We start from the raw sequence: 26,112 nt of genomic DNA, 5'->3' as shown, positions 1-26,112 counted from the left end.
CCCGGCGGCGAAGTCGGCGGTCAACGGGGCTGCGGTGGCCAAGCCGCGGGCCGCCCGCACGCGGGCCAAGGCCACGTCCTAGTCACCCGCAGCCGCGGGCAGGGCGTGTCTTCAGCAACATCACAGGTGACTCATAGCTACGACGCCCGGTCGAGGACATAGCCTCGACCGGGCGTCGCCGCACGGGTCAACCGCGCGACCGCGCCCGGCGAAAGCCCGCAAACCCGGATGGACCGCCGCGGCAACGGCGGATAATTTCACGGTGCGCCTGAACCCGGTGGACCGCAAGAGCGTATGTAGAGGCGACGCCGCGTGACCATTGACGCGGACCAGGCACTGGAGGACACACGATGACAGACGTGCAGACCAAGACCGACACCGAGACCTCCGCCGAGGAACCCGGTCGGCAGACGTCCTCGACGCGCCGTGTGGTCCTGCTCGGCGCGGGCGCGGCCGGCGCCACCGCTGTCCTCGCCGCGTGCGGCACGAGCTCGTCGACCAACAGCAACGGCAGCGAATTCACCAACGAGCCCGGCCCGGCCGGCAGCGCGGCGGCCCCCGGCGGCAGCAACGACGGCGGCTCGGGCAGCAACGGCGGCTCCGGCGGGGCGACGCTGGCGGCCGTGGGCGACGTGCCCGAGGGCGGCGGCGTGATCCAGGGCGACTACGTGATCACCCAGCCCACCGCGGGCCAGTTCAAGGCGTTCAGCAAGGTCTGCACCCACGCCGGCTGCGACGTCAACAAGATCGACGGCGGGCAGATCTCGTGCCCCTGCCACAACAGCAAGTTCTCGATCGAGACCGGCGAGCCGACCTCCGGCCCGGCCAGCAAGGCCCTGCCCGAGACGAAGGTCAAGGTGGACGGCGACAACATCGTCGCTGCCTGATCCGTTCGGGCTTCATGAGGCGACCAGGCCGGAGGTCCGACACCGTGGCGGCGGCGACGGACCTCCGGTCGGGTAATCATGTCAGTCCCCCGCACTACTGTTGAGCCTGTGCCAGACCCCTCTAGCTATCGCCCGGCCACCGGCACCATTCCGGAGGCCCCGGGCGTCTACCGTTTCCGCGATCAGACCGGCCGCGTGATCTACGTCGGCAAGGCGAAAAACCTGCGGAACAGGCTGAATTCCTACTTCGCCGACACGTGGTCGCTGCACGCGCGCACGCAGCAGATGGTCACCACGGCGGCCAGTGTGGACTGGGTGACGGTCGGCACCGAGGTCGAGGCGCTGCAGCTCGAGTTCTCCTGGATCAAAGAGTTCGACCCGCGCTTCAACGTGAAGTATCGGGACGACAAGTCGTACCCGTTCCTCGCGGTCACGCTGAACGAGGAGTTCCCCCGGTTGCAGGTGATGCGCGGGGCGAAACGCAAAGGCGTCCGCTACTTCGGGCCCTACTCCCACGCCTGGGCCATCCGCGAGACGCTCGACCTGCTGCTGCGCGTCTTCCCGGCCCGCACGTGCTCGGCCGGGGTCTTCAAACGCTCCGGTCAGATCGGCCGCCCCTGCTTGCTGGGCTACATCGGCAAATGCTCGGCCCCGTGCGTCGGTTCGGTCACCGCCGAGCAACACCGCGAGATCGTCGACGACTTCTGCGACTTCATGGGCGGCAAGACCGACACGTTCGTCAAGCGGCTCGAACGCGACATGATGGCCGCCTCCGAGGAACTCGAATTCGAGCGGGCGGCCCGCCTGCGCGACGACATCGCCGCCCTGCGCCGCGCCATGGAGAAGCAGACGGTCGTGCTCGGCGACGGCACCGACGCCGACGTGGTCGCCTTCGCCGAGGACCCGCTCGAGGCGGCCGTGCAGGTCTTCCACGTACGGGACGGGCGCGTGCGCGGCCAGCGGGGCTGGGTCGTGGAAAAGGTGGAAGACCTCACCACCGGCGACCTGGTCCACCACTTCTGCACCCAGATGTACGGCGAGTCCGAAGGCGAAGGCGACGTGCCGCGTGAGCTGCTCGTGCCCGCCCTGCCCGACGACGCCCCGGCCCTGGCCGACTGGCTCTCCGCACGCCGCGGCACGAGCCGGGTGTCGCTGCGCGTGCCTCAGCGCGGCGACAAACGGGCCCTGATGGAGACGGTGGCCCGCAACGCCGGCGAATCCCTGCAGCGGCACAAGCTGCGCCGCGCAGGCGACCTGACCACCCGGAGCAAAGCCCTCGACGAGATCGCCGAGGCGCTCGGGCTCGACACGGCGCCGCTGCGCATCGAATGTTTCGACGTGTCGCAGATCCAAGGCACCGACGTGGTCGCCTCGATGGTCGTCTTCGAGGACGGCCTGGCCCGCAAAAGCGAATACCGCCGCTTCGCCGTGCGCGGCAACCCCGACGGCAGCGGCACGGACGACCTCTCAGCGATGAGTGAAGTGATGCGGCGGCGGTTCGCGCGCTTCCGCGCCCAGCCCGGCGCCGACGCCCCCCGCGACCGCCCCGAATCCGAGGACGCCCCCGACGGATCGGACGCCGCTACCTGGGCCGAGACCGCGCCCCCCGCGCCTGCCCAGGCGGCCGACGAGATCGCCACCAACGACCTGCCCGGCATCGACCCGCTGACCGGACGGCCGCGGCGCTTCGCCTACCCGCCGCAGCTGGTGGTCGTCGACGGCGGCCAGCCACAGGTCAACGCGGTCGCCGCGGTGCTCTCCGACCTGGGCATCACCGACGTGGCGTTGTGCGGCCTGGCCAAGCGGCTCGAAGAGGTGTGGCTGCCCGGCGACGACTTCCCGGTCATCCTGCCCCGCACCTCCGAGGCCCTCTACCTGCTGCAGCGCGTCCGCGACGAAGCCCACCGCTTCGCGATCACCTTCCACCGGCAGCGGCGCTCCAAGCGCATGACGGCGTCGGCGCTGGACAACGTGCCCGGCCTCGGCGAAACCCGCCGCAAGGCACTGCTGCGGCATTTCGGCTCCCTCAAGCGCCTGTCCGCGGCCACCCCCGAAGAGATCACCGAAGTGCCGGGCATCGGTCGCCGCACAGCCGAAGCGTTGCTGGCAGCCCTCAACCCCGACGCGGCGAAGCCGACCACCGGGGGAGACGAGCCCGATTCGGAGGGCTCGGCGGTCGGCGCCGGCATTGCGGGAAGTCCGGCGGTCGGCGACGGCATAGCGGGAAGTCCGGTGGGCGAGGACGGCACAGCGGGGAGTTCGTCGGGCGACGACGGCACAGCGGGGAGTTCGTCGGGCGACGACGGCACAGCTGGAAGTTCGCCGGGTGGTGAGGCTGCCACGAGCGGGACGGCCGAGGCGATGAGCATTCCCGTCGGCGGGGCCGGCCGCACCAAGGCCGGAGCCAATCGTTCGCAAGGGCCACGCCCTGGCACCGACGCGCACCGCTGATCGGAGGGGCGCGGTCCACCACTTACGAGGGCCGCGCCTCGGGGGCTACGAGCCGGGAGCGGTCGCGGGGCGACGAGCCGAGAGTGGCGCGCCGAGGCGACGAGCCAGGAGTGGCTGCGGGGTAACGAACCGCGAGTGGCGGCGGGGCGGTAGCGGCAGCCGGCCATGGTCGCGCGTCTGCCTGGTTCAGGGCGGCTCTTCGGCCCACGGTCGCGACTCGGGGCGACTCAGGGCGGGTCCTGCGACGTCGCGCCCGATGACGGCCGGCTCGTGGTGTCCGCTTGATCTTGGCCAACGGATCTCCACAGGGCCCACCCGACCGGGGGACCCCCGCCCTTGGCCATTTTAGTGCTCGGGGGAGATCTTGGAGTGGGCCCCTGTGGACAAAGGCGGATTGTGGATAACGTCGGCGGCTCGGCCGAGGCGAGTATGGTCGGCAGCGCCTCGGCGGTGGGCCGGTCGGTGACGGTCGAGGTTGGTCGGCGTTCCCGGCGGTGGCTGGGGCGTTGCCGGCGCGGCTGGTGCAGGTGGCTTGATCGGTGGCGGTGCAGCCTGCGGGCGCGGCCAACGGGGTTCGGGGTCGGTGGCGGGGGCCGATGGCGGTCCGGGCTCGGTGGCCGGGCCAACAGGGGTTCGGGGCCAGTGGCCGGGGGGCGATGGCGGTCCGGGCCCGGTGGCCGGGCCAAGTGGTCCGGGATCGGTGGCGGGGGCCGACGGCGGTTTGGGGTCGGTGGCCGGGGCCGACGGCGGTCCGGGGTCGGCAGCCGGGGCGAACGGCGTCGGGAGTCGGTGGCCGGGGTCAACGGCGTGTGGGCTGGGCGGCGTGGCTTGGCCGCTGGCGGTGGGCGTCGGTGGGGTTGTGAGGTTCGCGGCGGGCTGCGGCGGAACTAGCGGTGGCGGCCGGTTGTTGTGACTGCGGGAGGCCCGATCGGATGGACGACACGCGTCCGGAAGGAACGGTCTGCTGGGTTCGGCCTAGGATGTTGTGTCCGCCAGGGGGCGCGGGCGAGGCGACGCTGGGAGGCGTGTGCGTTGACGGAGTCGATGCCGGAGTTCGTGTCCGACGCGACCGATCGTGACGAGGTGACCACCGATCTGGTGGTTGTGACCGGTGTCTCCGGTGGTGGGCGCAGCACGGTGGCGCGCGCCCTGGAGAACGTCGGTTTCTATGTGGTCGACAATTTGCCGCAGGCGCTCATGCTCGACATGGCTCAGCTCGCGTTCCAGGCCGGCGGGGCCGCCCGGCGCACGGCCATGGTGCTCGACGTGCGCAGCCGGGCGTTCTCGACCGATCTGGCCGCCGCCATCCACGCGCTGCGCGAGCGCGGTTTCTCGCCGCGGGTCGTGTTCGTCGACGCCGAGGACGATGTGCTGATCCGCCGGTTCGAGTCGGTCCGGCGGTCGCATCCGCTGCAGGGTGACGGCCGTCTCTCCGACGGCATCGCGGCCGAGCGCAAGCTGCTGGCCGAGGCCCGCGAGCAGGCCGACGTGATCATCGACACCAGCCACCTGAACGTGAACCAGCTGCGCCGCCGGGTCGAGGAGTTGTTCGGCGGGGAGGATGTGCGCCGGCTGCGCATAACCGTGTTGTCGTTCGGCTTCAAGTACGGCCTGCCCCCGGACGCCGACTACGTGATGGACGCCCGGTTCCTGCCCAATCCGTTCTGGGTGCCCGACCTGCGCGACCACACCGGCCTCGAGGAGGCGGTCAGCACGTACGTGCTCGACCAGGAGGGTGCGAGCGACTTCGTGAAGACGTACGCGAGCCTGATCGCGGCCACCGCCCCGGGGTTCGAGCGGGAGGGCAAGCGTTACCTGACCGTCGCGGTCGGCTGTACCGGGGGCAAGCACCGCAGCGTCGCGATCTCCGAGGAGCTGACCGCGCAGCTGCGGGACATGCGGCTGGCCGCGCACTCCTCGCACCGCGATCTCGGGCGGGAGTGACGATGCCCGTACGGGTGGTGGCGTTCGGCGGCGGGCACGGGCTCAGTGCCTCGTTGCGCGCTTTGCGCAGCCGTGCCGCCGACGGCCTCGAGCTCGACATCACGGCCGTGGTGACGGTGGGCGACAACGGTGGTTCCAGCGGCCGGCTGCTGGCCGAGCGGGACGCGCTGTTGCCCCCGGGTGACCTGCGGCAGGCCCTGGCCGCGCTGGCCGACGACCGGGAGACCACCCAGCGCACCGCCCAGCTGCTGCAGTATCGCTTCGCCGAGATCCCGGCCCCGGGTGTCGGCGGCCCCGACCCGCTGGTGGGGCACGCGGTCGGCAATCTGCTGCTGCTCGGGTTGATGGAGATGCTGGGCGACCCGGTGCAGGCCCTCGACCACGCGGCGGCCATGGTGGGTGCGCGGGGGCGGGTGCTGCCGATGGCCCGGCACGCGATCGGCATCGAGGCCGACATGCGCGGCGGCGACCCGGAACGGCCGCACGAGATCGTCACGGTGCGCGGTCAGCACGCGGTCGCGGTCGCCCACGGTCATGTCGAGGCCGTACGGATCCACCCGGCCGATCCGCCGGTCTGCTCGCAGGCCGTCGCGGCGATCGACGAGGCGGACTGGTTGATCTTCGGGCCGGGCAGCTGGTTCACCAGCGTGCTGCCCCACCTGATGGTGCCCCGGCTGGCCGAGGCGATCATGAAGAGCCCGGCCCGGCGGCTGGTCACGCTCAACCTGGCCACCGAGAACGAGACACTCGGCCTTTCGGTCGCCGACCACCTGGCCGCACTGCACTCGTATCTGCCGGGCCTGCGGGTCGACGTGGTGCTGGCCGACGGCCGGTGGGTGGGCGAACCGGAACCGGTGCGGCGGGCCGCCGAGGGTTTGGGGGCGCGGCTGGTGCTGGCACCGGTGGCCGTTGCGGACGGCCGCCCCAAGCATGATCCTGAGTCGTTGGGCGTTGCCCTGGTGCCCGTCTTGGGCGCCACTCGTTAAGCACGCGTAATCGGTACAAATGGTCAAGATCCGGCGCATGAGGTGACATCACGATGGCGATGACGGCAGCGGTCAAGGACGAGCTGAGCCGGGTCGACGTGCCCAAGCCGTGCTGCCGGCGGGCGGAGATGGCGGCCCTGCTGCGGTTCGCCGGCGGTCTGCACATCGTCTCGGGCCGCGTGGTGGTCGAGGCGGAGCTGGACACGGGGGCGGTGGCGCGGCGGCTGCGGCGCGAGATCGCCGACGTCTACGGCTACCCCAGCGAGGTGCACGTGCTGGCGTCGGGCGGCCTGCGCAAGGGCAGCCACTACATCGTGCGCATCGTCAAGGACGGCGAGGCCCTGGCCCGGCAGACGGGGCTGCTCGACGTGCGGGGCCGGCCCGTGCGGGGGCTCCCGCCGCACGTGGTCTCGGCCAACGTGTGCTGCGCGGTGGCGGCGTGGCGGGGCGCGTTCATGGCGCACGGCTCGCTGACCGAGCCGGGCCGCTCCAGCGCGCTCGAGATCACCTGCCCCGGCCCCGAGGCGGCGCTGGCCCTGCGCGGCGCGGCCCGCCGGATCGGCATCACGGCCAAGGAGCGCGAGGTCCGCGGCGTCGACCGGGTCGTGATCAAGGACGGCGACGCGATCGCCGCGCTGCTCACCCGGATCGGCGCGCACGCCAGCGTGCTGGCCTGGGAGGAGCGCCGGGTGCGGCGCGAGGTGCGGGCCACTGCCAACCGGCTGGCCAACTTCGACGACGCGAACCTGCGCCGCTCGGCCCGTGCCGCCGTGGCCGCGGCCGCCCGGGTCACCCGCGCGCTGGAGATCCTGGCCGACGAGGCCCCCAACCACCTCACCTCGGCCGGTCAGCTGCGCCTGGAGCACCGGCAGGCCTCGCTGGAGGAGCTGGGCGCCCTGGCCGACCCGCCGCTGACGAAGGACGCGATCGCCGGCCGTATAAGGCGTCTGCTCGCCCTCGCCGACAAGCGCGCCCGCGACCTGGGCATCCCCGACACGGAGGCGGCTGTGACGCCCGAGATGATGGCCTGCTGAGATACGCGGCGCGGCAGCCCGGTGCGGCACCCGGCCGGGGGAGGGGCCCGGTGCTGTCCCGTTGCGGTTGGTGACGGTCACGTCGCGTACGGGGAAAGGTCTTTCCGCCAGAAGAAGCGCAGGTTAACGAGGAGACACTGTCACGGTTGGGTTGCGACCCCTCGGAAAAGTCTCAGCGGCTCTCGGATAGGGTCTTACCGACGGCGACGGTGCCGGCAGCTCGGCCGACCGCGCTGGGCGCCGCCAGTCTTTTCGCGGCGCCTCCCTCAGTTCAGGCGCGGCGACCGGACGCCCCTCTGCCGGCCCTCGAAACGGTCGGCAACGCAGACCCTCCGCCGGTCGCATAATCCGGCGGACCGAAACGAGGAGATCCACCTGTGACCATCCGGGTTGGCATCAACGGCTTCGGCCGTATCGGCCGCAACTTCTTCCGGGCGGCTGCCGCCTCCGGTGCGGACATCGAGATCGTCGGCGTGAACGACCTGACCGACAACGCCACGCTCGCGCACCTGCTCAAGTACGACTCGATCCTCGGCCGCCTGCCGCACGAGGTGAAGGCGACCGCCGACGAGATCACCGTCGGTGGCAAGACCTTCAAGGCGTTCGCCGAGCGCGACCCGAACAGCCTGCCCTGGGGCGACCTGGGCGCCGACGTCGTGATCGAGTCGACCGGCTTCTTCACCGACGCCACCAAGGCCAAGGCCCACGTCGACAAGGGCGCCAAGAAGGTCATCATCTCGGCCCCGGCCAAGAACGAGGACATCACCGTCGTCATGGGTGTCAACGACAACCTGTACGACGCCGCGCAGCACACGATCATCTCGAACGCGTCCTGCACGACCAACTGCCTCGCGCCGATGGCCAAGGTCCTCAACGACACGATCGGCATCGAGCGTGGCCTGATGACCACGATCCACGCCTACACGCAGGACCAGAACCTGCAGGACGGCCCGCACAAGGACCTGCGTCGCGCCCGCGCCGCCGCCCTCAACGTGGTGCCGACCTCGACCGGCGCCGCCAAGGCCGTCAGCCTGGTGCTGCCCGAACTCAAGGGCAAGCTCGACGGTTTCGCGATGCGCGTGCCGATCCCGACCGGCTCGGCCACCGACCTGACCTTCCAGGCCGCCAAGGAGACCTCGGTCGAGGAGGTCAACGCCGCGATCAAGGCCGCCGCCGAGGGCGCGCTCCGGGGCATCCTGACCTACACCGAGGACGAGATCGTCTCCTCGGACATCGTGACCGACCCGGCCTCCTGCATCTTCGACGCCGGCCTGACCAAGGTCATCGGCAACCAGGTCAAGGTCGTCGGCTGGTACGACAACGAGTGGGGCTACTCGAACCGCCTCGTCGACCTGGTCAAGCTCGTCGGGGCCTGATCATCTTGAAGACTCTCGACGACCTGCTCGGCGAGGGTGTCTCGGGTCGGCGCGTGCTCGTGCGCGCCGACCTGAACGTCCCGTTCGACAAGGCCAACCCGGGCGTCATCAGCGACGACGGCCGCGCCCGCGCGGTGCTGCCGACGCTGATCGCGCTGCGTGACGCGGGCGCCCGCGTCATCGTGATGTCGCACCTGGGCCGCCCCAAGGGCGCGCCCGACCCCAAGTACACCCTCGAGCCGGTCGCCACCCGCCTGGGTGAGCTGCTGGGCTCGCCGGTGGTCTTCGCGACCGACACCGTCGGCCCCGATGCTGCGGCGAAGGCCGAGGCGTTGACCGACGGCCAGGTGCTGCTCCTCGAGAACCTGCGTTTCAACGCCGGGGAGACCGCGAAGGACGACGCCGAGCGCGCCGCTTTCGCGGGCGAGTTGGCGAAGTTCGCCGACTTCTACGTCGATGACGCTTTCGGTGCCGTGCATCGTAAGCACGCCTCGGTCTACGACGTGCCGGCCGTGCTCCCGCACTACGCGGGCGGTCTGGTCCTGCGTGAAGTGGAAGTGCTGAAGAAGGTCACCGAAAGCCCCGAGCAGCCGTACGTGGTCGTGCTCGGCGGCTCGAAGGTCTCCGACAAGCTCGCGGTGATCAAGGCGCTGCTGCCCAAGGTCGACAAGCTTCTGGTCGGCGGCGGCATGTGCTTCACCTTCCTCAAGGCCCAGGGCCACGAGGTCGGCAAGTCGCTGCTCGAGGACGAGATGGTCGGCACCTGCCGCGACCTGCTGGAAGAGGCCCAGGGCCGGATCGTGCTGCCGGTCGACGTGGTCGCGGCGACCGAGTTCTCGGCCGACGCCGACTCGGTGACCGTGCCTGCGCCGGAGATCCCGGCCGACCGGCTGGGTCTCGACATCGGCCCGGAGTCGGTGGCGCTGTTCGCCGAGGCCATCGGCGGCGCCAAGACGGTGTTCTGGAACGGCCCGATGGGCGTGTTCGAGCTGGCCCCGTTCGCGGCGGGCACCCGGGGTGTGGCCGAGGCGATCACCAAGATCGACGGTTTCTCGGTCGTCGGCGGCGGCGACTCGGCCGCGGCCGTGCGCACGCTCGGCCTCGACGAGGGTGCCTTCGGGCACATCTCGACGGGTGGCGGCGCCTCCCTGGAGTATCTCGAGGGCAAGACCCTCCCCGGCATCGAAGCTCTGGAGAAGTAGATGGCTGAGGTCCGTCGGCCCCTGATGGCCGGCAACTGGAAGATGAACCTCAACCACTTCGAGGCCAACCTTCTGGTGCAGAAGCTCGCCGCGAGCCTGAGCGAGCAGCAGCTCACCGACGTCGAGGTGGCCGTGCTGCCGCCGTTCACCGACCTGCGCACCGTGCAGACCGCGGTCGACGGCGACAAGCTGAACATCGTCTACGGCGCGCAGGACATCTCGCAGCACAAGTCGGGCGCCTACACCGGTGAGATCGCCGGGTCGATGCTGGAGAAGCTGGGCTGCACCTTCGTGCTGGCCGGCCACTCCGAGCGCCGCGAATACCACAACGAGGACGACGCGCTGGTCAACGCGAAGGTGAAGGCGGCCTTCGCGAACAACCTGACGCCGATCCTCTGCGTGGGCGAGGGCCTGTCCGTCCGCGAGGAGAACGGTCACGTCGCGCACTGCACCTCGCAGGTCGACGCGGGCCTGGCCGGGCTCAAGCCCGAGCAGGTCAAGCAGATCGTCATCGCGTACGAGCCGGTCTGGGCCATCGGCACCGGCAAGACCGCGACCCCCGAGGACGCCCAGGAGGTGTGCGGGGAGATCCGGGCTCAGCTGGCCAAGGTGTACGGGGCCGAGGTGGCTGACGCCGTGCGGGTGCTCTACGGCGGCTCGGTCAAGGCGGCCAACATCGCCTCGATCATGGCCAAGCCGGACGTGGACGGCGCCCTGATCGGCGGCGCGAGCCTGGACGCCGAGGAGTTCGCCTCGATCGCGCGGTTCCGCGAGCACGTAGCCCGCTGACACAGGACGCACGCAGCGCGTGCCCGGGCGCACCACGCGCCCGGGCACAAGCTATTGTTGGACGGCTCCTGTGCCCTTCGAGAGGAATGACCCGACCATGCCGATGTGGTTCGCGTACACGTTGATCGCGTTGCTGGTCCTCACCAGCTTCTTGCTGACCCTGCTGATCCTGCTGCACCGCGGCAAGGGTGGCGGCATGTCGAGCATGTTCGGCGGTGGCGTGACGTCCAGCCTGGCCGGCTCCTCGGTGGCGGAGAAGAACCTCGACCGCTACACCGTGCTGGTGGGCATCGTCTGGTTCGCCTGCATCGTGGGCCTCGGCCTGTGGCTGCGGGTGTCCGTTCCGGGTTCCTGACTTTCCTTACGTCCCGTTCTTTCTTACGGAGCGTAATAGTCGTAGACTCTGCCGCGCGTCCGGTTCTGCCGGACGCGCGGCGTTTTTATGGTCTGTTTCGGCCGCATTTCCGGCCGTCGACAAATACCGGCCCAGCGCCCCTCGAGACAGGAGTCACGTCCGTGTCCAGTGGCAGTGCGATCCGCGGCAGCCGTGTCGGCTCGTCCCCGGTCCGCCCCGACGAGCGCAGTGAGCCCGCCCCGCGGCGGGAGGTGACCTACTTCTGCGCGGCCGGGCACGCCAGTCAGATCCTGTTCGCGGCCGAGGCGGCGCCGCCCGACGCGTGGGACTGCCCGCGCTGCGGCCAGCCCGCCGGCCTCGATCGGGAGAAGCCGCCGGGCCGGCTGCGCGCCGAGCCGTACAAGTCGCATCTGGCCTACGTCAAGGAGCGGCGCTCCGACGAGGACGGCGCCCGCATCCTGGAGGAGGCGCTGGCCAAGCTGCGCCAGCGCCGCGGCCGCGAGTAGGCCCCTCAGACGGCCGTGTCGCGGCCCAGATAGACCGCGTCGGGCTGGGACGGCACCGGGATCCGCTCGAAGCCGAGCCGGCCGTAGAAGGCCTGCGCCGCGGTGTTCGCCGGGGCCACGCCCAGGTGCACCCGCGGCGCCCCGGCGGCGTGCAGGCCGGCCAGGAACGACCACATCAGCCCGCGCCCGTGCCCACGGCCCTGCCACTCCGGCAGCAGGTCGATGTGCAGGTGCGCGGGATAGCCGGCCAGTTCGGGCACGAGCATGCGCTCGGGATCGTGGTGCAGCCCCAGCCACATCTCGTCGCGCGGGTCGTCGCCGTAGCGGCCGGCCGTGACGGGCAGCCATTCGGTGCGGTAACGCTTCACGAAGGCGGCCGTGTCGGTGGTGCCGACCACGTAGCCCACGGCGTTGCCGTGCCCGTCGTCGAGGATGCGGGCCGTCTCGGGCTCCAGCACGACGTAGGGCGCGGCGAAGATGTCGCCGACCAGCCGGTCACTGCTGGTCTGTCCGCGCCCGTCACCGCCCGCGTCGGCGGTGCGGACGCAGATGTCGTAGACGGCGTCGAGGTCGGTGGGCCGGTAGGCGCGGATCTCTGGGTGCACCCCGGAAGTCTATGATCCGATGCTGGTGTGGCCGGTGTCACCGTCCGATGACAGGATGTGCCGATGCAGTGGACTTTGGAAGTCGTCGTCGTGCCGGTGAGCGATGTGGACCGGGCCAAGGAGTTCTACGCGGACCGTCTCGGCTTCACCGTCGATCACGACACTCGGATCAGCGACGATGTCCGCATCGTGCAGCTCACGCCGCCCGGCAGCGGCTGCTCGATCGTGATCGGCCAGGGCGCGGTGCCCAACATGGCGCCCGGCTCGCTCAAGGGTCTGCAGCTCGTCGTGCCCGACATCGAGGCCGCGCACAAGGAACTGGTGGCGGGCGGGGTCGAGGTGAGCGACGTCCAGGTGGTGGGCGAGAACCCGCGGCCCGTGCCGCACCCCCTGGACAATGTCGGCTTCGTGTTCTTCGACGACCCGGACGGCAACAGCTGGGCCGTGCAGCAGATCTCGTCGCGGGCTAGTTGACGGCGGCCGCGGCGGCCTTGTCGAGCAGCCAGTAGGTCTTCGCCGTGCCGGTGGCCTGCGCCGCGGGCAGCAGCTTGTCGCCATTGAGAGCCCGGCCGATCGCGTCGGACTTGTCGGGGCCGGCCGCGATCAGCCACACCTCGTACGCCGTCTGGATCGCCGGCATGGTCAGCGTGATCCGGGTCGGCGGCGGCTTGGGGCTGTTGTGGACGGCCGCGGTGGTGCCCGCGGTCTCGTTGAGCACCGGGTGCTCCGGGAACAGCGACGCGACGTGGCCGTCCTCGCCCACGCCCAGCATCAGCACGTCGAACGGGGGCAGCTCGGCCCCGCCCAGGCGCAGTTCCTGGGCGTAACGGGCGGCGGCCGCCTCGGCGTCCTCGCCGTCCGGGCCGTCGGAGGCGGGCATGGCGTGCACCCGGGCCGGGTCGAGCGGCAGCGCGTCGAGCAGGGCCTCGCGGGCCTGGGTCTCGTTGCGTTCGGGGTCGCCCGCGGGCAGGAAACGCTCGTCGCCCCAATACAGGTCCACCTGCGACCAGTTGACCGCGGCCGCCTCGGGCAGACCCGGCAGCGCGGCCAGCACCCGCTTGGCGATGCGGCCGCCGGTCAGCACCACACCGGCCGAGCCACGCTCGGCCTGCGCATCCACGATCTTGGCGATCAGGCGGGACGCCACCGTCGCGGCCAGGGTGTCGGCGTCCGGCACCACCACGACCAGGGTCTTGCTCACTTCGGGGTTCTCCTGTCGCGTGAAAGGCGATGGGCCGCCCACCGGATCGGCGGACGGCCCCTTGCAGAAATCGCTATGCGGCTGTGCCGCCCGGGCCCGCCATGGCGCCCTCCTCGTCGGCCTTGGCCGCCAGCGCCGGGTCCTTCCACACGTGCACGCGCATCGCGGGCCGGTGGTCGAGACCGGACACTCCGGCCATCGCGCCGAGCGCGTCGGCGTAGATCTGGTCGGCGTCCAGCCGGCGCAGCTCCTCGGCCAGCTCGTCGCCGACCGGCCGCTTGGGCAGCGGCATGTAACGGTCCTCCTGGCCGGTGCGGCTGAACAGCGCGGTGTTCTCCTCGCGGGTCACCGTCACCGTGTCGCCGTTCTCGCAGAGCAGCTGCACCGAGTGCATCCGCGGCGCGCGTTCGGCCGCCTGCAGCTCGGGCACGATGCCCAGCCGCGACTGCAGCCAGCCCTTCATCAGCCAGGCCGTCGGGTCCTTGCTCGGCGCCACGATCGTCGCGCCGATGACCCGCGCGTCGGTGGTGTCGAAGGCCCCGGCGACCAGGGTGCGCCACAGGGTGATGCGGGTCCAGGTGAGGTCGGTGTCGCCGGGCGCGTAGTCGGCCGCCCGCTGCCGCAGCGCGGCCACCGGGTCGGGCGCCTGCGCGCAGTCGGTGATCCGGCGGTCGGCCACCACGCCCAGGAAGTCGTTCGCGATCGTGTCCGGCGGCTCCTGGTGCCACCAGCTGACCACCGGCACGTCCGGCGCCAGCAGCGGCATGACCACCGACTCGGCGTGCAGCGCGAGCCGGCCGTACATGCGCATCACGACCGCCTCGGCCGGGCCCAGCCGTCCACCCACGACGATCTCGGCGTCGAGGCGGCTGCGGCCCTCGAGGTCGGAGCGCACCACGATGAGCAGCCGGCACGGGTGCGCGGCGGCGGCGATCGTGGCGGCCGCCTCGGCCTCGCGGACCTTCTTCTCCTCGACCACGGCGACCAGGGTCAGGGCGAGGCCGGAGGCCACACCGCCGGCGCTGCGCCGCTCGGCGGCGAGCGCCTTGACCACCTCGTTGCCGGTGGTGTCCCACAAGCCGATCATGCTCGCCTCCAGGCGCGACCCTCGCGGGCCAGCATCTCGTCCGAAGCGCGGGGGCCCCACTCGCCGGACCGGTAGGGCTCGGGCTTGGTGCCCGCCCACGCGGCCTCCAGCGGGTCGATGACCTGCCAGCTCTGCTCGATCTCGGCGGCGTCCGGGAACAGGGTCCGGTCGCCGACCAGCACGTCCAGCACCAGCCGCTCGTACGCCTCGGGGCTGGACTCGGTGAACGCCTCGCCGTACTGGAAGTCCATCGCGATGTCGCGGACCTCCATCGTGGTGCCCGGCACCTTGGAGCCGTACTTCAGGACGACACCCTCGTCCGGCTGCACGCGGATGACCAGCTGGTTGTGGCCCAGCATCTCCACGTCGGCCGGGTCGAACGGCAGGTGCGGCGCCTTCTTGAACAGGATCGCGATCTCGGTCACCCGGCGCGGCATGCGCTTGCCGACGCGCACGTAGAACGGGACCTCGGCCCAGCGCCTGTTCTGGATGCCGAGCCGGACCGCCGCGTACGTCTCCGTGGTGGAGTCGGCCGGGATGTTCTTCTCCTCCAGGTAGCCCACGGCGCGCTCGCCGGCCACCCAGCCGGGGAGGTACTGCCCGCGGACCGAGCCCTTGGAGATGTCCTTCGGGATGGCGATCGCCTTGAGCACCTTGAGCTTCTCGGCCCGTACGTCGTCGGGGTCGAAGCTCGTCGGCTCCTCCATCGCGACCAGGGCCAGCAGCTGGAGCAGGTGGTTCTGCAGCACGTCACGGGCGGCGCCGGACGCGTCGTAGAACGCGGCGCGGGTGCCGATGCCGACGTCCTCGGCCATCGTGATCTGCACCGAGTCGACGTACTTGGAGTTCCACACCGGCTCGAACAGGCTGTTGGCGAAGCGCAGGGCCAGAATGTTCTGGACCGTCTCTTTGCCCAGGTAGTGGTCGATGCGGTAGACGTCGCCGGGGGTGAAGACCTCGTCGACCAGCTGGTTCAGCGAGATCGCGGTCTGCAGGTCGTTGCCGAACGGCTTCTCGACGACGACCCGGCGCCAGCCGCCCGACTTGGCGTTGTCGGCCATCCCCGTACGGGCGAGCTGGTTGAGCACCAGCGGGAACGCGGCGGGCGGGATCGAGAAGTAGAAGGCGGCGTTGCCGGGGATGCCGTTGCGCTCGCGCAGGTCGTCGAGCGTCTCGGCCAGGTGGTCGAACGCGGCGTCGTCGTCGAACGAGCCGGGCACGAACTGGAACTGGCTGGCCAGACGCTGCCAGACGTCCTCGCGCCACGGGGTCCGGGCGCCCTTCTTCGCCGCCTCGTACGCCAGCGATTCGAAGTCGCCGTCGCCCCAGTCGCGGCGGGCGAAGCCCAGAACCACGAAACCGGGCGGCAGCAGACCGCGGTTGGCCAGGTCGTAGACGGCCGGGATGAGCTTCTTTCGGGACAGGTCACCGGTGACTCCGAAGATCACCAGAGCGCACGGCTCCGGGATCCGGGGAAGCCTGCGGTCCTGTGCGGTACGCAGCGGATTGCCCACGTGTTCCATCCTGCCAGTTTTCGGTGTCGGGCAAGTGTCTTAGCAGGGACAAAGCGAAGGGGACTCGCGTCGGCGAGTCCCCTTCGTCGTGGTCAGGCCGCGTCGCTCGGGCTGCCGGAGCCCTTGGCCGCTGCCTTGAGCGACTTGTCGACGCCCTCGAGCAGTTCCTTCCAGCTGGCCTCGAACTTGTCGACGCCCTCGTCCTCGAGCACCTTGAAGACGTCGGGCAGGTCGACCCCGACCCGCTCGAGGTCGGCGAAGACCTGGCGGGCCGTGTCGTACGAGCCGGTCACGGCGTCCTTGCGGGTCTCGCCGTGGTCGGCGAACGCGTGGATCACGGCCTCCGGCATGGTGTTGACCGTGCCCGGGGCCACCAGTTCCTCGACGTAGACGGTGTCCTTGTACTCCGGGTTCTTGGTGGAGGTGGACGCCCACAGCGGACGCTGCGGCTGGGCGCCGGCGGCCTCGAGGGCCTTCCACCGGTCGGTGCCGAAGACCTCCTGGTACGCCTCGTAGGCGAGCTGGGCGTTGGCGATGGCCGCCTTGCCCTTGAGCGCCTTGGCCTCGTCACTGCCGATCTTGTCGAGGCGCTTGTCGATCTCGGAGTCCACGCGGGAGACGAAGAACGACGCCACCGAGCCGATCTTGGTGATGTCGTGGCCGTTGGCCTTGGCCTGCTCGATGCCGTCGAGGAACGCGTCCATCACGGCGCGGTAGCGCTCGTTCGAGAAGATCAGCGTCACGTTGACGCTGATGCCCGCGGCCAGCACCTGGGTGATCGCCGGCAGGCCGGCCAGGGTCGCCGGGATCTTGATGTAGAGGTTCTCGCGGTCGACGAGCCACCAGAGCGTCTTGGCCTCGGCCACGGTGCTCTCGGTCTCGTGGGCCTTGCGCGGGTCGACCTCGATGGACACGCGGCCGTCGACACCGTTGGAGGCGTCGTAGGCCGGGCGCTCGACGTCACACGCGTCGCGCACATCGCGGCCGGTCATCAGCCGTACGGCCTCCTCGACCGTGACGCCCTGCGCAGCCAGGTCCTTGAGCTGCTCGTCGTACGCGTCGGCGTCGGAGAGCGCCTTCTGGAAGATGCTCGGGTTCGTGGTCACGCCGACCACGTGCTGCTCGTCGAGCAGCTTCTTGAGCCCGCCGGTGGTCAGGCGGGGACGGGAGAGGTCGTCGAGCCAGACCGCCACCCCGGCGGCGGAGAGCTCAGCAAGCCTGTCGGTCATCAGGAACTCCCTCAGTTACCGGTCGTGTGACCGGTGATCTCGCCGACCTTGGCCAGGGCGGCGTTGGCCTTGGCCACCACGTTGTCCGCGGTGAACCCGAACTGCTCGAAGAGGATCTTGGCGGGGGCGCTCGCGCCGTAGTGCTCGATGCTCACGGGCTCGCCCGCCTCGCCCAGGATCCGGTCCCAGCTCTGCCGGATGCCGGCTTCCACCGTCACCCGGGCCTTGACGCCGCGCGGCAGCACCTGCTGCTGGTACGCGGTGTCCTGCTCGTAGAACCACTCGAGGCACGGCATCGATACCACGCGGGTGGGCGTGCCCTCGGCCTCGAGGCGCTCCTGCGCGGTCAGGCAGTACTGCACCTCGGAGCCGGTGCCGATGAGGATCACCTTGGGCTCGCCGCCGGACGCCTCGGAAAGGATGTAGCCGCCCTTGAGCGTGCCCTCGGCCGACGCGTACTTGCTGCGGTCGATCGTGGGCAGGTTCTGCCGGGACAGCGCGAGGCCGGTCGGGCGGTCCTTGTGCTCGAGGGCGCCGCGCCAGGCGTACGCGGTCTCGTTGGCGTCGGCCGGGCGCACCACGTCGAGGCCGACGATGGCCCGCAGCGCGGACAGGGTCTCGATCGGCTGGTGGGTCGGTCCGTCCTCGCCGAGACCGATCGAGTCGTGCGTCCACACGTAGATGACCGGGAGCTTCATCAGCGCGGAGAGCCGGACGGCGCCCCGCATGTAGTCGCTGAAGACCAGGAACGTGCCGCCGTAGGGGCGGGTCTTGCCGTTCGCGGTGATGCCGTTGAGGACCGAGCCCATGCCGTGCTCACGGATGCCGAAGTGCAGCGTGCGGCCGTACTCGTGGCCGGGGAAGGCCTTCGTGGCGTACTCGGCGGGGATGAAGGACGGCTCGCCCTTCATGGTGGTGTTGTTGCTCTCGGCGAGGTCGGCCGAGCCGCCCCACAGCTCGGGCAGCACCGGGGCCAGGGCCTCCAGGATCTTGCCGGACGCGGCCCGGGTGGCCAGGCCCTTGGGGTCGGCCGGGAACTCGGGGAGCGCCTTCTCCCAGCCCTGGGGCAGCTCGCCCTTGGTGAGCCGGTCGAACAGGTCGCGGCGCTCGGGGTTGGCCTTGGCCCAGGTCTCGAACTTGGTGGTCCACTCGGCGTGGGCCGCCTTGCCGCGCTCGACCACCTGGCGGGTGTGCGCCAGCACGTCCTCGGCCACCGCGAACGTCTCGTTGGGGTCGAAGCCCAGCACCTGCTTGGTCGCGGCCACCTCCTCGGCGCCCAGCGCGGAGCCGTGGATCTTGCCGGTGTTCTGCTTGTTCGGCGCGGGCCAGCCGATGATCGTGCGCAGCACGATGAACGTCGGCTTGTCGGTGACCTTCTGCCCCTCGACGATCGCGGCGTGCAGCGCCTCGACGTCCTCGTTGTAGTCGCTGCCCTTGGACGGGTCGCCCTGGCGCCAGTCGACGTGCCGCACGTCCCAGCCGTACGCCGCGTAGCGGGCGCCGACGTCCTCGTTCTTGGCGATGCGGGTGTCGTCCTCGATGGAGATCTCGTTGTCGTCGTAGATCACCGTGAGGTTGCCGAGCTTCTGCACGCCGGCGATGGCGCTCGACTCGTGGCTCACGCCCTCCTCGATGTCGCCGTCCGAGCACAGTACGTAAACGTTGTGGTCGAACAGAGAGTCACCGGGCTTGGGCTCGGGATCGAACAGGCCACGCTCGCGGCGGGCGGCCATCGCCATGCCCACCGCGTTGCCGATGCCCTGGCCGAGCGGGCCGGTCGTGACCTCGACGCCGGGGGTGTGCCCGTACTCCGGGTGGCCGGGGGTCAGCGAGTCCCACTGCCGCAGCGAGGCCAGGTCATCCAGGGCGAGGCCGAAGCCGTTGAGATAAAGCTGAATGTAGAGGGTGAGGCTGGAGTGCCCACAGGAGAGCACGAAGCGGTCGCGCCCGGCCCAGTGCGGGTCGGTGGGGTCATGCCGCATCACGCGGTTGAACAGCAGGTAGGCCGCGGGCGCGAGGCTCATCGCCGTGCCGGGGTGGCCGTTGCCGGACTTCTCGACGGCATCCATGGCCAGGACCCGGACAGTGTCCACCGCTTTGCGGTCTAGGTCGGACCAATTGAGAGCAGGATCTGTGGCAGCCACGTCGCTTGTGCTCCTCGGGGCATGGTTTCGGTAAACCTCTTTTGAGGTTGACCCTATCCACTTGCCTTAAACCCGCGCCCGCGGAACGCCCGAGGCCCATACGCTGAGAGCGGACACGCCGCGCTGCCTCCGGTGCTCTTTCACGTGTGACGCCTTGCTCCTGATGTGGGTCGCCGGAGCAGCGCAGATGGCTGAGCGTAGGCTGTCCCAGCGTGCCGCCGGCTGGCGCCGGTCCTGGGCGTGAGGGTGGCTAGTGCCGATGCCGGAAGGTGGCAGTCCGTGAGCATGATCACCGAGCGTTCCGTCGCAGGACGGACGCCCGGCGTTCCTGAGGACGCCGCGGCCGCGGCTGTCCCCGAGACGCGTCCCGATTTCCTGACCCTGGTCCGCGCCTATCTGGCGCTGTGCAAGCCGCAGATCGTCGAGCTCCTGCTGGTGACGACGGTGCCGGCCATGATGGTCGCCGCGGGCGGGTGGCCTGACCTGCGCACTCTCGCCGTGGTGCTGATCGGCGGGGCGATGGCGGGCGGCGCCGCGAGTGCGCTCAACTGCTACATCGACCGCGACATCGACCAGGTCATGCGGCGCACCAAGCGGCGCCCGCTGCCGGCCAACACGGTCACCCCGCGCTCGGTGCTCATCTTCGGCCTGATCCTGGCCGTGATCTCGGTCGCTCTGATGGCCGTCTTCACGAACTGGCTGGCCACGGCGATGACGGCCGGCGCGATCTTCTACTACGACGTGATCTACACGCTCTGGCTCAAGCGCCGCACGCCCGCCAACACGTTCTGGGGCGGCATCTGCGGCTCGGCCCCGGTGATCATCGGCTGGGCCGCCGTGACCGGCACCGTGGCCCCGCTGGGATGGGCGCTTTTTGCGGTTGTCTTCTTTTGGCAGATGCCGCACTTCTATGCCCTCGCCATCAAGTACAAGGACGACTACGCGCGGGCCGGGGTGCCGATGCTGCCGGTCGTCCGCTCGGTGGGCCGGGTCAACTTCGAGATCCTGCTCTTCACCGTGCTGACCGTGGCGTCCTCGCTCGGCGCCTGGGTGCTGGGCCGTGACCTCGGGCTCGGCCTGATCTACCTGCTCGCGGCGATCGGCACCGGGGTGGCCTTCCTGGCCGAGGCGCTGCTGCTGGTGAAGCGGACGCGGGCCGGGCAGCCGGCCAAGCCGATGCGGCTGTTCCACTGGTCGATCACCTACCTGACGATCCTGTTCATCGCGGTGGCGGTGGACGCGCTCATCTGACGTCCCGATTCCGGCCCGTACGCGTCCGCCCGCTCACCGCGGTGCCGGGCGCGTCGCCGTTTCCGGCCCCGGCGTCCCGTTCCGTACTCGGAGCCGCTCGGTGTCAAGATTCGCGTCTCTGGGTTCACCGCGGCTCCGGTGGGTAGGGGATTGAACCGTCGTCACTTTCCGTCCGTACTTCTCGGTGTCGGCCGAGGGTTACGGGTGTCGCACAAGGTGACCCAATATGCCCGAATACTGGTTACTGTCCGTCACTCGATCGATGGAAACCCGTTGATATGCTCAATTCGGGCCTAATCGCTACATAACAATGTGTCCAGCAGTTAAACCTGCAGGTAATTCGTCTCACAAATGGCCCGCGGAGGTACTTGCCTCCGCCTTCGGCGTGCTTACTCTTCCCGTCATGGCTCAAGGTTCCGATACGACACTGACCGCGGGGATCAAATCCTTCGCCGCCGGCCACGGGGGTGCCAAGGCGGTCATCGAGTACGTCGGCAAGCGTGGTGCCCGCATCGTTCTCGTCGGCCAGGACGGCGAGTGGTCCGACCAGTTCGCCGACGACACCATGGTTGCCCGCAAGGCTTGCGAGAGCGCCGGCGTCGAGGTGGAGAACGAGTGGGAGCGCGAGCTGATGGAGCAGATGCGCCCCAGCAACGACCTGTGGCGCTCGATGTCCCGTCGGAGCATGGCCCGCTGACAGTGACCCCCGAAAACCACGCGACCCGGGATCACTCCCGGGTCGCTCTCGTTACGTGCGACCTCTTCCCCGACCTGTGGGACGACGACCACCCGTTGCGCGACGCCCTGCGCGGGCGCGGCCTCGAGGTCGACGCGGTGCGCTGGGACGACCCCGCGGCCGACTGGGCCACGTACGACCTCGCGGTGATCCGCTCCCCGTGGGACTACGTGCCCCGCCGCGACCAGTTCATCGCCTGGGCGCACAGCGTTCCCCGGCTGCTCAACCCGGCCGGCGTGCTCGAGTGGAACACCGACAAGCGCTACCTGAGCCGGCTCGCCCAGGCCGGGCTGCCCGTCACCCCGACCGGCTTCGTGGCCCCCGGCCAGGCCTGGACCCCGCCCACCACCGGCGAATGGGTCGTCAAGCCCACGGTCAGCGCGGGCAGCCAGGACACCGGCCGCTACCGGCTGCCCGCCCAGCGGGAACTCGCCGAGGCCCACGTGGCCCGCCTGACCGCCGCCGGCCGCACGGCGATGGTGCAGCCCTACCTGACCGCGGTCGACGACCTCGGCGAGACGGCGCTGATCTACCTGCCCGACGCGACCGGCGCGCTGACGTTCAGCCACGCCATCCGCAAGGGCCCGATGCTCACCGGCCCCGACGAGGGCACGATCGACCCCGGCAGCGAGCAGATCGACCCCCGTACGCCGTCCGCGGCCGAACGCCGCACAGCCGACCGCGTGCTCGGGCACATCCCCGGCGGTGCCGAGCGTCTCCTCTACGCCCGCGTCGACCTGATCCCCGGCCCCGACGGCGAGCCGCTGCTGGTCGAGCTCGAACTGGCCGAGCCCAGCCTGTTCCTGCGCGAGGGCGAGACCGCGGGCGCCACCCACCGCCTGGCCGAGGCCATCACCAGCCGCCTCTGACGGCCCCCGGCGCTCCGCCGGCTTCAGCCCGCCCGGCAACGGGGGTGGTGACCGGAGAGAGAGGGAGTCACCACCCCGCGCCTGGTCGGCGGGCGACCGCGGCAGGGACACCGGGACAGCGGCCGCCCGCATCGTGGAGTGCTTTCCTTAGGCTCACCTTCTTTCTGGGGAAGGCTTCATCGGAAGCCCGGCGACGCTGCCGTGGCGGAGGCAACGCGGCCAGGGCGACTCGGGCGCGTTGAGGTCTCGACGCCACGGGTGGGCGCGCCGGGTGGGCGGGTGGTGCCCCGCCGAGCCGATCGGTGTTGCCGGACGCCTTCGGCTCGAGGCGGGACGCCACCCGGTCGGCAGGGCTCGCGGGAGCCGATCCGGCTGACGGGATTCGGATCGGCAGCCCTGCCGAGTCTTCATGGCACGGATGCGAGGCCCGATGGGCGTCTCGATCGCTGCGGGTGCGCCCTGGCGGGCGGGTCAGCCCGATTCGGCGCGGGCCTTGGGGACCGCGCGGCCGGCCGGGAGCGACGGCCGATATCCGGTGTGGTGGCTGATGTCGGGGGGACTTCTGTGTGGCATGGGAACAGCGTGCCGAACAGAAGCGATCAACGACGGGCCGATGTGGCGGCCTGTGGACGACACGCGGTTATCCACATGCGGCGCTCGTGGAGGTCCAGGTCAGAGCATTCGGCCGGTCCGAGAGAGACGCTCGGCCCGGGCGCCGCCGGCTGGGGGAGGCGCCGCCAAGGGGCGGGGGATGGCAAGCGAGAGCCCCGGCGGAGGGGAACACGAGAACGCGAACCGCCGTGAAGGGGTCAGCGCGGTGCGGGGACCGGCTCTTTCGCGGTGACGGGGGAGACCACGGCCGGCTCGGCGGGCTCCAGCGGGCGGGCCCGCAACGACCACAGCACGGCCAGGGTGGACGTCCAGACCAGGGCGGAGCCGAGCATGTGGGCGCCGACCAGCAGGACCGGCAGGTGGGTGAAGTACTGCACGAAGCCGATCAGGCCCTGGGCCAGTTCGACGGCCAGCAGGACGATCGCCGCCCGGGCGGGAGCCTTGACCGCCCGCAGCGCGAAGATCATGGCGACGGTGAGGCCGACCAGCAGGAACACCACGTCGGCGTGGGCCTGGGAGACCGTGGCGGGGTCGAGCCCGTTGCGCTTGGCGTCGAGGTCGCCGGCGTGGGGGCCGCTGCCGGTCACGACCACGCCGAGGGCGATCACCGCGGCCGACACGCCGGTCAGGATCCACGCCAGGTGGCGCAGGGGAGCCGGCACCAGGCGGACGGGCGGGCCGTCGCCCTCACCGGCGCGCCGCCACAACGCGTACGCGAAAGCGATGATCACGATGGAGACGAGGAAGTGCAGGCCGACGACCCACGGGTTGAGGTTGGTCAGCACCGTGATGCCGCCGATGACCGCCTGCAACGGGATGTAGAGCAGCACCGCCACGCTGAGCATGACCCGGGAGCGGCGGCGGGGGCGTTCCAGCAGCGCGGCCAGCACACAAGCGACGGCGATGATGCCGAGCGCGAAGGTGAGGAGCCGGTTGCCGAATTCGATGACGCCGTGCACGCCCATCTCGGCGGTCGTCGTGTACGACTCGTCGGTGCACCGGGGCCACGTCGGGCAGCCGAGGCCGGAGCCGGTGAGCCGGACCGCCGCACCGGTGACGATCAGCGCGATGTTGGCGACCAGGGACGCCAGGGCCAGGGGGCGCAGCGGCAAGAACCTCACCCCGGTCATCGTACGCAGGCCGTCTCGGTGGCATGGATCACCGGGGGGTCGGTTTGCAGGCTCCCGCCGAAATACGTAACGTTGCCGTAGTGAAAAACGAGGTGTTGATCCGGACCGGAGCGGTGGCGTCTGCCAGCGCGACGGACGGGCGCACCCGTGACCGGGTCGCCCAGCTGCTGCTGGAGCGGGGCTCGGCCACCGCGGCCGAGCTCGGCGCCTGTCTCGGCCTGAGCCCGGCGGCCATCCGCAAACATCTCGACGCGATGCTGGCCGAAAGCCTGGTGGAGGCGCGTGAGGTGCGAAAGGCCGGCCCCCGCGGTCGCGGCCGCCCGGCCAAGACGTTCGTGCTGACCGCCGCCGCCCGCGAGTCGTTCCCGCACTTCTACGACGGCATCGCCACCGCCGCCCTGCGCTGGATCGCCCAGCACCACGGCCCCGAGGGGGTCACGGCCTTCGCGTCGTCGCAGGTGGTGGCGCTGGAAGAGCGGTGCCGGGCCGCGCTCGAGGAGGCCGGCGCCGACCCTCTGGCCAGGGCGGAGGCTCTCGCCGAGGCGCTGACCGCCGAGGGCTACGCTGCCAACGCGTCGACGATCGCGACCGGCGGGCAGCTGTGCCAGCATCACTGCCCGGTGGCCCACGTGGCCGCCGAGTTCCCTCAGCTTTGTGACGCCGAGACCGAGGTCATCTCCAGGCTCATCGGCACGCACGTCCAGCGTCTCGCCACGATTGCGCACGGTGACGGGGTGTGCACCACGCACATTCCGTCTATCCCACGGGTAAGGACAGATACATGACCGACCAGATCGCTACTCAGGAAGAGCACCTCGCCGCCCTGGGCAAGTACGAGTACGGCTGGGCCGACGCCGACGTCGCGGGCGCCGCGGCTCAGCGCGGTCTGTCCGAGGCCGTGGTGCGTGACATCTCCGCGAAGAAGAACGAGCCCGAGTGGATGCTCAACCTCCGGCTCAAGGGCCTGCGGCTGTTCGACCGCAAGCCGATGCCGTCGTGGGGCGCCGACCTCACCGGGATCGACTTCCAGAACATCAAGTACTTCGTGCGTTCGACCGAGAAGCAGGCCGCCAGCTGGGAAGAGCTGCCGGAGGACATCAAGGCGACGTACGACAAGCTGGGCATCCCCGAGGCCGAGAAGCAGCGCCTCGTGGCCGGTGTCGCCGCGCAGTACGAGTCCGAGGTCGTCTACCACGCGATCCGCGAGGACCTCGAGGAGCAGGGTGTCCTCTTCCTCGACACCGACACGGCGCTCAAGGAGCACCCGGAGATCTTCCAGGAGTACTTCGGCACCGTGATCCCGGTCGGCGACAACAAGTTCGCCGCGCTCAACACCTCGGTGTGGTCGGGTGGCTCGTTCATCTACGTGCCGAAGGGCGTGCACGTCGACATCCCGCTGCAGGCCTACTTCCGGATCAACACCGAGAACATGGGCCAGTTCGAGCGGACGCTGATCATCGCCGACGAGGGCTCGTACGTGCACTACGTCGAGGGCTGCACCGCGCCGATCTACTCGTCCGACTCGCTGCACTCGGCGGTCGTCGAGATCGTCGTCAAGAAGAACGCCCGGGTGCGTTACACGACCATCCAGAACTGGTCGAACAACGTCTACAACCTGGTCACCAAGCGCGCCACCTGCGAGGAGGGCGCGACCATGGAGTGGGTCGACGGCAACATCGGCTCCAAGGTGACGATGAAGTACCCGGCCGTCTACATGACCGGCCCGCACGCCAAGGGCGAGGTGCTCTCGATCGCCATGGCCGGCCAGGGTCAGCACCAGGACTCGGGCGCCAAGATGGTGCACGCCGCGCCGCACACGTCGTCGACGATCGTGTCGAAGTCGATCGCCCGGGGCGGTGGCCGCACGTCGTACCGGGGTCTCGTGCAGGTGCTGGAGGGCTCGGAGTCCTCCAAGAGCACGGTCAAGTGCGACGCACTCCTGGTCGACACCATCAGCCGCTCGGACACCTACCCTTACGTCGACATCCGCGAGGACGACGTGGCGATGGGGCACGAGGCGACCGTCTCCAAGGTCAGCGACGACCAGCTCTTCTACCTGATGAGCCGCGGCCTGACCGAGGACGAGGCGATGGCGATGATCGTGCGCGGCTTCATCGAGCCGATCGCCAAGGAGCTGCCGATGGAGTACGCCCTCGAGTTGAACCGTCTTATCGAGCTCCAGATGGAAGGCGCGGTCGGCTAAA

At 70.4% G+C, this 26,112-nt stretch carries 23 protein-coding genes; 16 read left to right on the top strand and 7 right to left on the bottom strand.

Annotation, left to right across the window (positions count from 1 at the left end):
- The first annotated feature begins 350 nt into the window (after positions 1–350).
- From BKA14_RS21665 to BKA14_RS21620, 10 genes are all read left to right on the top strand, one after another.
- Positions 351–887, top strand: coding sequence for a Rieske (2Fe-2S) protein (locus tag BKA14_RS21665; RefSeq protein WP_184952722.1), 537 nt, complete (start codon positions 351–353; stop codon positions 885–887).
- A 108-nt stretch (positions 888–995) separates the two neighbouring features.
- On the top strand, positions 996–3,338 hold the full coding sequence (gene uvrC / locus BKA14_RS21660) for an excinuclease ABC subunit UvrC (RefSeq protein ID WP_239092789.1): 2,343 nt from the start codon (positions 996–998) through the stop codon (positions 3,336–3,338).
- Between the two features lie 1,044 nt (positions 3,339–4,382).
- The gene (gene rapZ / locus BKA14_RS21655; protein ID WP_184952721.1) at positions 4,383–5,282 is read left to right on the top strand and encodes an RNase adapter RapZ; all 900 of its coding nucleotides are present in this window, start codon (positions 4,383–4,385) and stop codon (positions 5,280–5,282) included.
- Between the two features lie 2 nt (positions 5,283–5,284).
- Positions 5,285–6,268 carry a gluconeogenesis factor YvcK family protein gene (locus BKA14_RS21650; RefSeq protein ID WP_184952720.1) on the top strand — a complete coding sequence of 328 codons (984 nt, stop codon included), beginning with the start codon at positions 5,285–5,287 and terminating at the stop codon, positions 6,266–6,268.
- A 53-nt stretch (positions 6,269–6,321) separates the two neighbouring features.
- Positions 6,322–7,302 carry a DNA-binding protein WhiA gene (gene whiA / locus BKA14_RS21645; RefSeq protein ID WP_097322458.1) on the top strand — a complete coding sequence of 327 codons (981 nt, stop codon included), beginning with the start codon at positions 6,322–6,324 and terminating at the stop codon, positions 7,300–7,302.
- Between the two features lie 377 nt (positions 7,303–7,679).
- Positions 7,680–8,678 carry a type I glyceraldehyde-3-phosphate dehydrogenase gene (gene gap, locus BKA14_RS21640; RefSeq protein WP_184952719.1) on the top strand — a complete coding sequence of 333 codons (999 nt, stop codon included), beginning with the start codon at positions 7,680–7,682 and terminating at the stop codon, positions 8,676–8,678.
- Complete coding sequence (locus tag BKA14_RS21635; protein ID WP_184956876.1) at positions 8,678–9,880, top strand: phosphoglycerate kinase; 1,203 nt, start codon at positions 8,678–8,680, stop codon at positions 9,878–9,880. The genes gap and BKA14_RS21635 overlap by 1 nt, the downstream gene beginning before the upstream one ends.
- A complete protein-coding gene (tpiA, locus tag BKA14_RS21630; RefSeq protein ID WP_184952718.1) occupies positions 9,881–10,669 on the top strand; it encodes a triose-phosphate isomerase in 789 nt (262 codons plus the stop codon).
- A 97-nt stretch (positions 10,670–10,766) separates the two neighbouring features.
- A complete protein-coding gene (secG, locus tag BKA14_RS21625; protein ID WP_184952717.1) occupies positions 10,767–11,024 on the top strand; it encodes a preprotein translocase subunit SecG in 258 nt (85 codons plus the stop codon).
- Between the two features lie 161 nt (positions 11,025–11,185).
- Positions 11,186–11,530, top strand: coding sequence for an RNA polymerase-binding protein RbpA (locus tag BKA14_RS21620; RefSeq protein ID WP_184952716.1), 345 nt, complete (start codon positions 11,186–11,188; stop codon positions 11,528–11,530).
- Between the two features lie 5 nt (positions 11,531–11,535).
- Here BKA14_RS21620 and BKA14_RS21615 read toward each other — a convergent pair whose 3' ends face one another.
- Positions 11,536–12,135, bottom strand: coding sequence for a GNAT family N-acetyltransferase (locus BKA14_RS21615; RefSeq protein WP_184952715.1), 600 nt, complete (start codon positions 12,133–12,135; stop codon positions 11,536–11,538).
- 63 nt (positions 12,136–12,198) lie between these two features.
- On the opposite strand from BKA14_RS21615, the gene BKA14_RS21610 reads away from it, so the two are divergent.
- Entirely contained in the window at positions 12,199–12,609 is a 411-nt protein-coding gene (locus BKA14_RS21610; RefSeq protein WP_184952714.1) for a VOC family protein, read from the top strand.
- On the opposite strand, the gene pgl is transcribed toward BKA14_RS21610, so the two are convergent.
- The 5 genes from pgl to tkt all read right to left on the bottom strand — a co-directional run bounded on the left by pgl (position 12,602) and on the right by tkt (position 19,310).
- The gene (gene pgl, locus BKA14_RS21605; protein ID WP_184952713.1) at positions 12,602–13,336 is read right to left on the bottom strand and encodes a 6-phosphogluconolactonase; all 735 of its coding nucleotides are present in this window, start codon (positions 13,334–13,336) and stop codon (positions 12,602–12,604) included. The two genes, BKA14_RS21610 and pgl, sit on opposite strands and share 8 nt — an antisense overlap.
- Positions 13,337–13,409: 73 nt before the next feature.
- Complete coding sequence (locus BKA14_RS21600; RefSeq protein ID WP_184952712.1) at positions 13,410–14,423, bottom strand: glucose-6-phosphate dehydrogenase assembly protein OpcA; 1,014 nt, start codon at positions 14,421–14,423, stop codon at positions 13,410–13,412.
- Positions 14,420–15,937 (bottom strand): glucose-6-phosphate dehydrogenase, encoded by a 1,518-nt coding sequence (gene zwf / locus BKA14_RS21595; protein ID WP_184952711.1) that lies wholly within the window; start codon positions 15,935–15,937, stop codon positions 14,420–14,422. The genes BKA14_RS21600 and zwf overlap by 4 nt, the downstream gene beginning before the upstream one ends.
- 92 nt (positions 15,938–16,029) lie before the next feature.
- Positions 16,030–17,166, bottom strand: coding sequence for a transaldolase (gene tal / locus BKA14_RS21590; protein ID WP_184952710.1), 1,137 nt, complete (start codon positions 17,164–17,166; stop codon positions 16,030–16,032).
- 11 nt (positions 17,167–17,177) lie between these two features.
- Positions 17,178–19,310, bottom strand: coding sequence for a transketolase (gene tkt / locus BKA14_RS21585; RefSeq protein ID WP_184952709.1), 2,133 nt, complete (start codon positions 19,308–19,310; stop codon positions 17,178–17,180).
- A 285-nt stretch (positions 19,311–19,595) separates the two neighbouring features.
- Here tkt and BKA14_RS21580 point away from each other — a divergent pair, with 285 nt between their 5' ends.
- The 3 genes from BKA14_RS21580 (at position 19,596) to BKA14_RS21570 (ending at position 22,166) form a co-directional block, all read left to right on the top strand.
- A complete protein-coding gene (locus tag BKA14_RS21580; protein WP_184956875.1) occupies positions 19,596–20,561 on the top strand; it encodes a heme o synthase in 966 nt (321 codons plus the stop codon).
- Positions 20,562–20,964: 403 nt separating this feature from the next.
- The gene (locus tag BKA14_RS21575) at positions 20,965–21,258 is read left to right on the top strand and encodes a hypothetical protein (protein ID WP_184952708.1); all 294 of its coding nucleotides are present in this window, start codon (positions 20,965–20,967) and stop codon (positions 21,256–21,258) included.
- Between the two features lie 2 nt (positions 21,259–21,260).
- Positions 21,261–22,166 carry an ATP-grasp domain-containing protein gene (locus BKA14_RS21570; protein ID WP_184952707.1) on the top strand — a complete coding sequence of 302 codons (906 nt, stop codon included), beginning with the start codon at positions 21,261–21,263 and terminating at the stop codon, positions 22,164–22,166.
- Between the two features lie 809 nt (positions 22,167–22,975).
- On the opposite strand, the gene BKA14_RS21565 is transcribed toward BKA14_RS21570, so the two are convergent.
- Positions 22,976–23,899 (bottom strand): COX15/CtaA family protein, encoded by a 924-nt coding sequence (locus tag BKA14_RS21565; RefSeq protein WP_239092791.1) that lies wholly within the window; start codon positions 23,897–23,899, stop codon positions 22,976–22,978.
- A gap of 71 nt (positions 23,900–23,970) precedes the next feature.
- On the opposite strand from BKA14_RS21565, the gene BKA14_RS21560 reads away from it, so the two are divergent.
- Both BKA14_RS21560 and sufB read left to right on the top strand, forming a co-directional pair.
- Positions 23,971–24,693: a helix-turn-helix transcriptional regulator gene (locus BKA14_RS21560; protein WP_438861946.1), complete on the top strand. Its 723-nt coding sequence runs from the start codon at positions 23,971–23,973 to the stop codon at positions 24,691–24,693.
- Positions 24,690–26,111: a Fe-S cluster assembly protein SufB gene (sufB, locus tag BKA14_RS21555; RefSeq protein WP_184952704.1), complete on the top strand. Its 1,422-nt coding sequence runs from the start codon at positions 24,690–24,692 to the stop codon at positions 26,109–26,111. Before BKA14_RS21560 ends, sufB begins: the two co-directional genes overlap by 4 nt.
- Position 26,112: the final 1 nt, after the last annotated feature.

This window comes from Paractinoplanes abujensis (assembly GCF_014204895.1).
Classification (GTDB): domain Bacteria; phylum Actinomycetota; class Actinomycetes; order Mycobacteriales; family Micromonosporaceae; genus Actinoplanes; species Actinoplanes abujensis.
This window is presented reverse-complemented; position numbering and strand designations above follow the sequence as displayed.

Bases quoted from the DNA above. Each gene is read 5' to 3' on its own strand.
- BKA14_RS21650 (WP_184952720.1), top strand. From the start codon at position 5,285: ATGCCCGTACGGGTGGTGGCGTTCGGCGGCGGGCACGGGCTCAGTGCC.
- secG (WP_184952717.1), top strand. From the start codon at position 10,767: ATGCCGATGTGGTTCGCGTACACGTTGATCGCGTTGCTGGTCCTCACC.
- sufB (WP_184952704.1), top strand. From the start codon at position 24,690: ATGACCGACCAGATCGCTACTCAGGAAGAGCACCTCGCCGCCCTGGGC.
- BKA14_RS21580 (WP_184956875.1), top strand. From the start codon at position 19,596: ATGATCACCGAGCGTTCCGTCGCAGGACGGACGCCCGGCGTTCCTGAG.
- tpiA (WP_184952718.1), top strand. From the start codon at position 9,881: ATGGCTGAGGTCCGTCGGCCCCTGATGGCCGGCAACTGGAAGATGAAC.
- rapZ (WP_184952721.1), top strand. From the start codon at position 4,383: ATGCCGGAGTTCGTGTCCGACGCGACCGATCGTGACGAGGTGACCACC.
- BKA14_RS21600 (WP_184952712.1), bottom strand. From the start codon at position 14,423: ATGATCGGCTTGTGGGACACCACCGGCAACGAGGTGGTCAAGGCGCTC.
- BKA14_RS21575 (WP_184952708.1), top strand. From the start codon at position 20,965: ATGGCTCAAGGTTCCGATACGACACTGACCGCGGGGATCAAATCCTTC.
- tal (WP_184952710.1), bottom strand. From the start codon at position 17,166: ATGACCGACAGGCTTGCTGAGCTCTCCGCCGCCGGGGTGGCGGTCTGG.
- whiA (WP_097322458.1), top strand. From the start codon at position 6,322: ATGGCGATGACGGCAGCGGTCAAGGACGAGCTGAGCCGGGTCGACGTG.
- BKA14_RS21665 (WP_184952722.1), top strand. From the start codon at position 351: ATGACAGACGTGCAGACCAAGACCGACACCGAGACCTCCGCCGAGGAA.
- BKA14_RS21610 (WP_184952714.1), top strand. From the start codon at position 12,199: ATGCAGTGGACTTTGGAAGTCGTCGTCGTGCCGGTGAGCGATGTGGAC.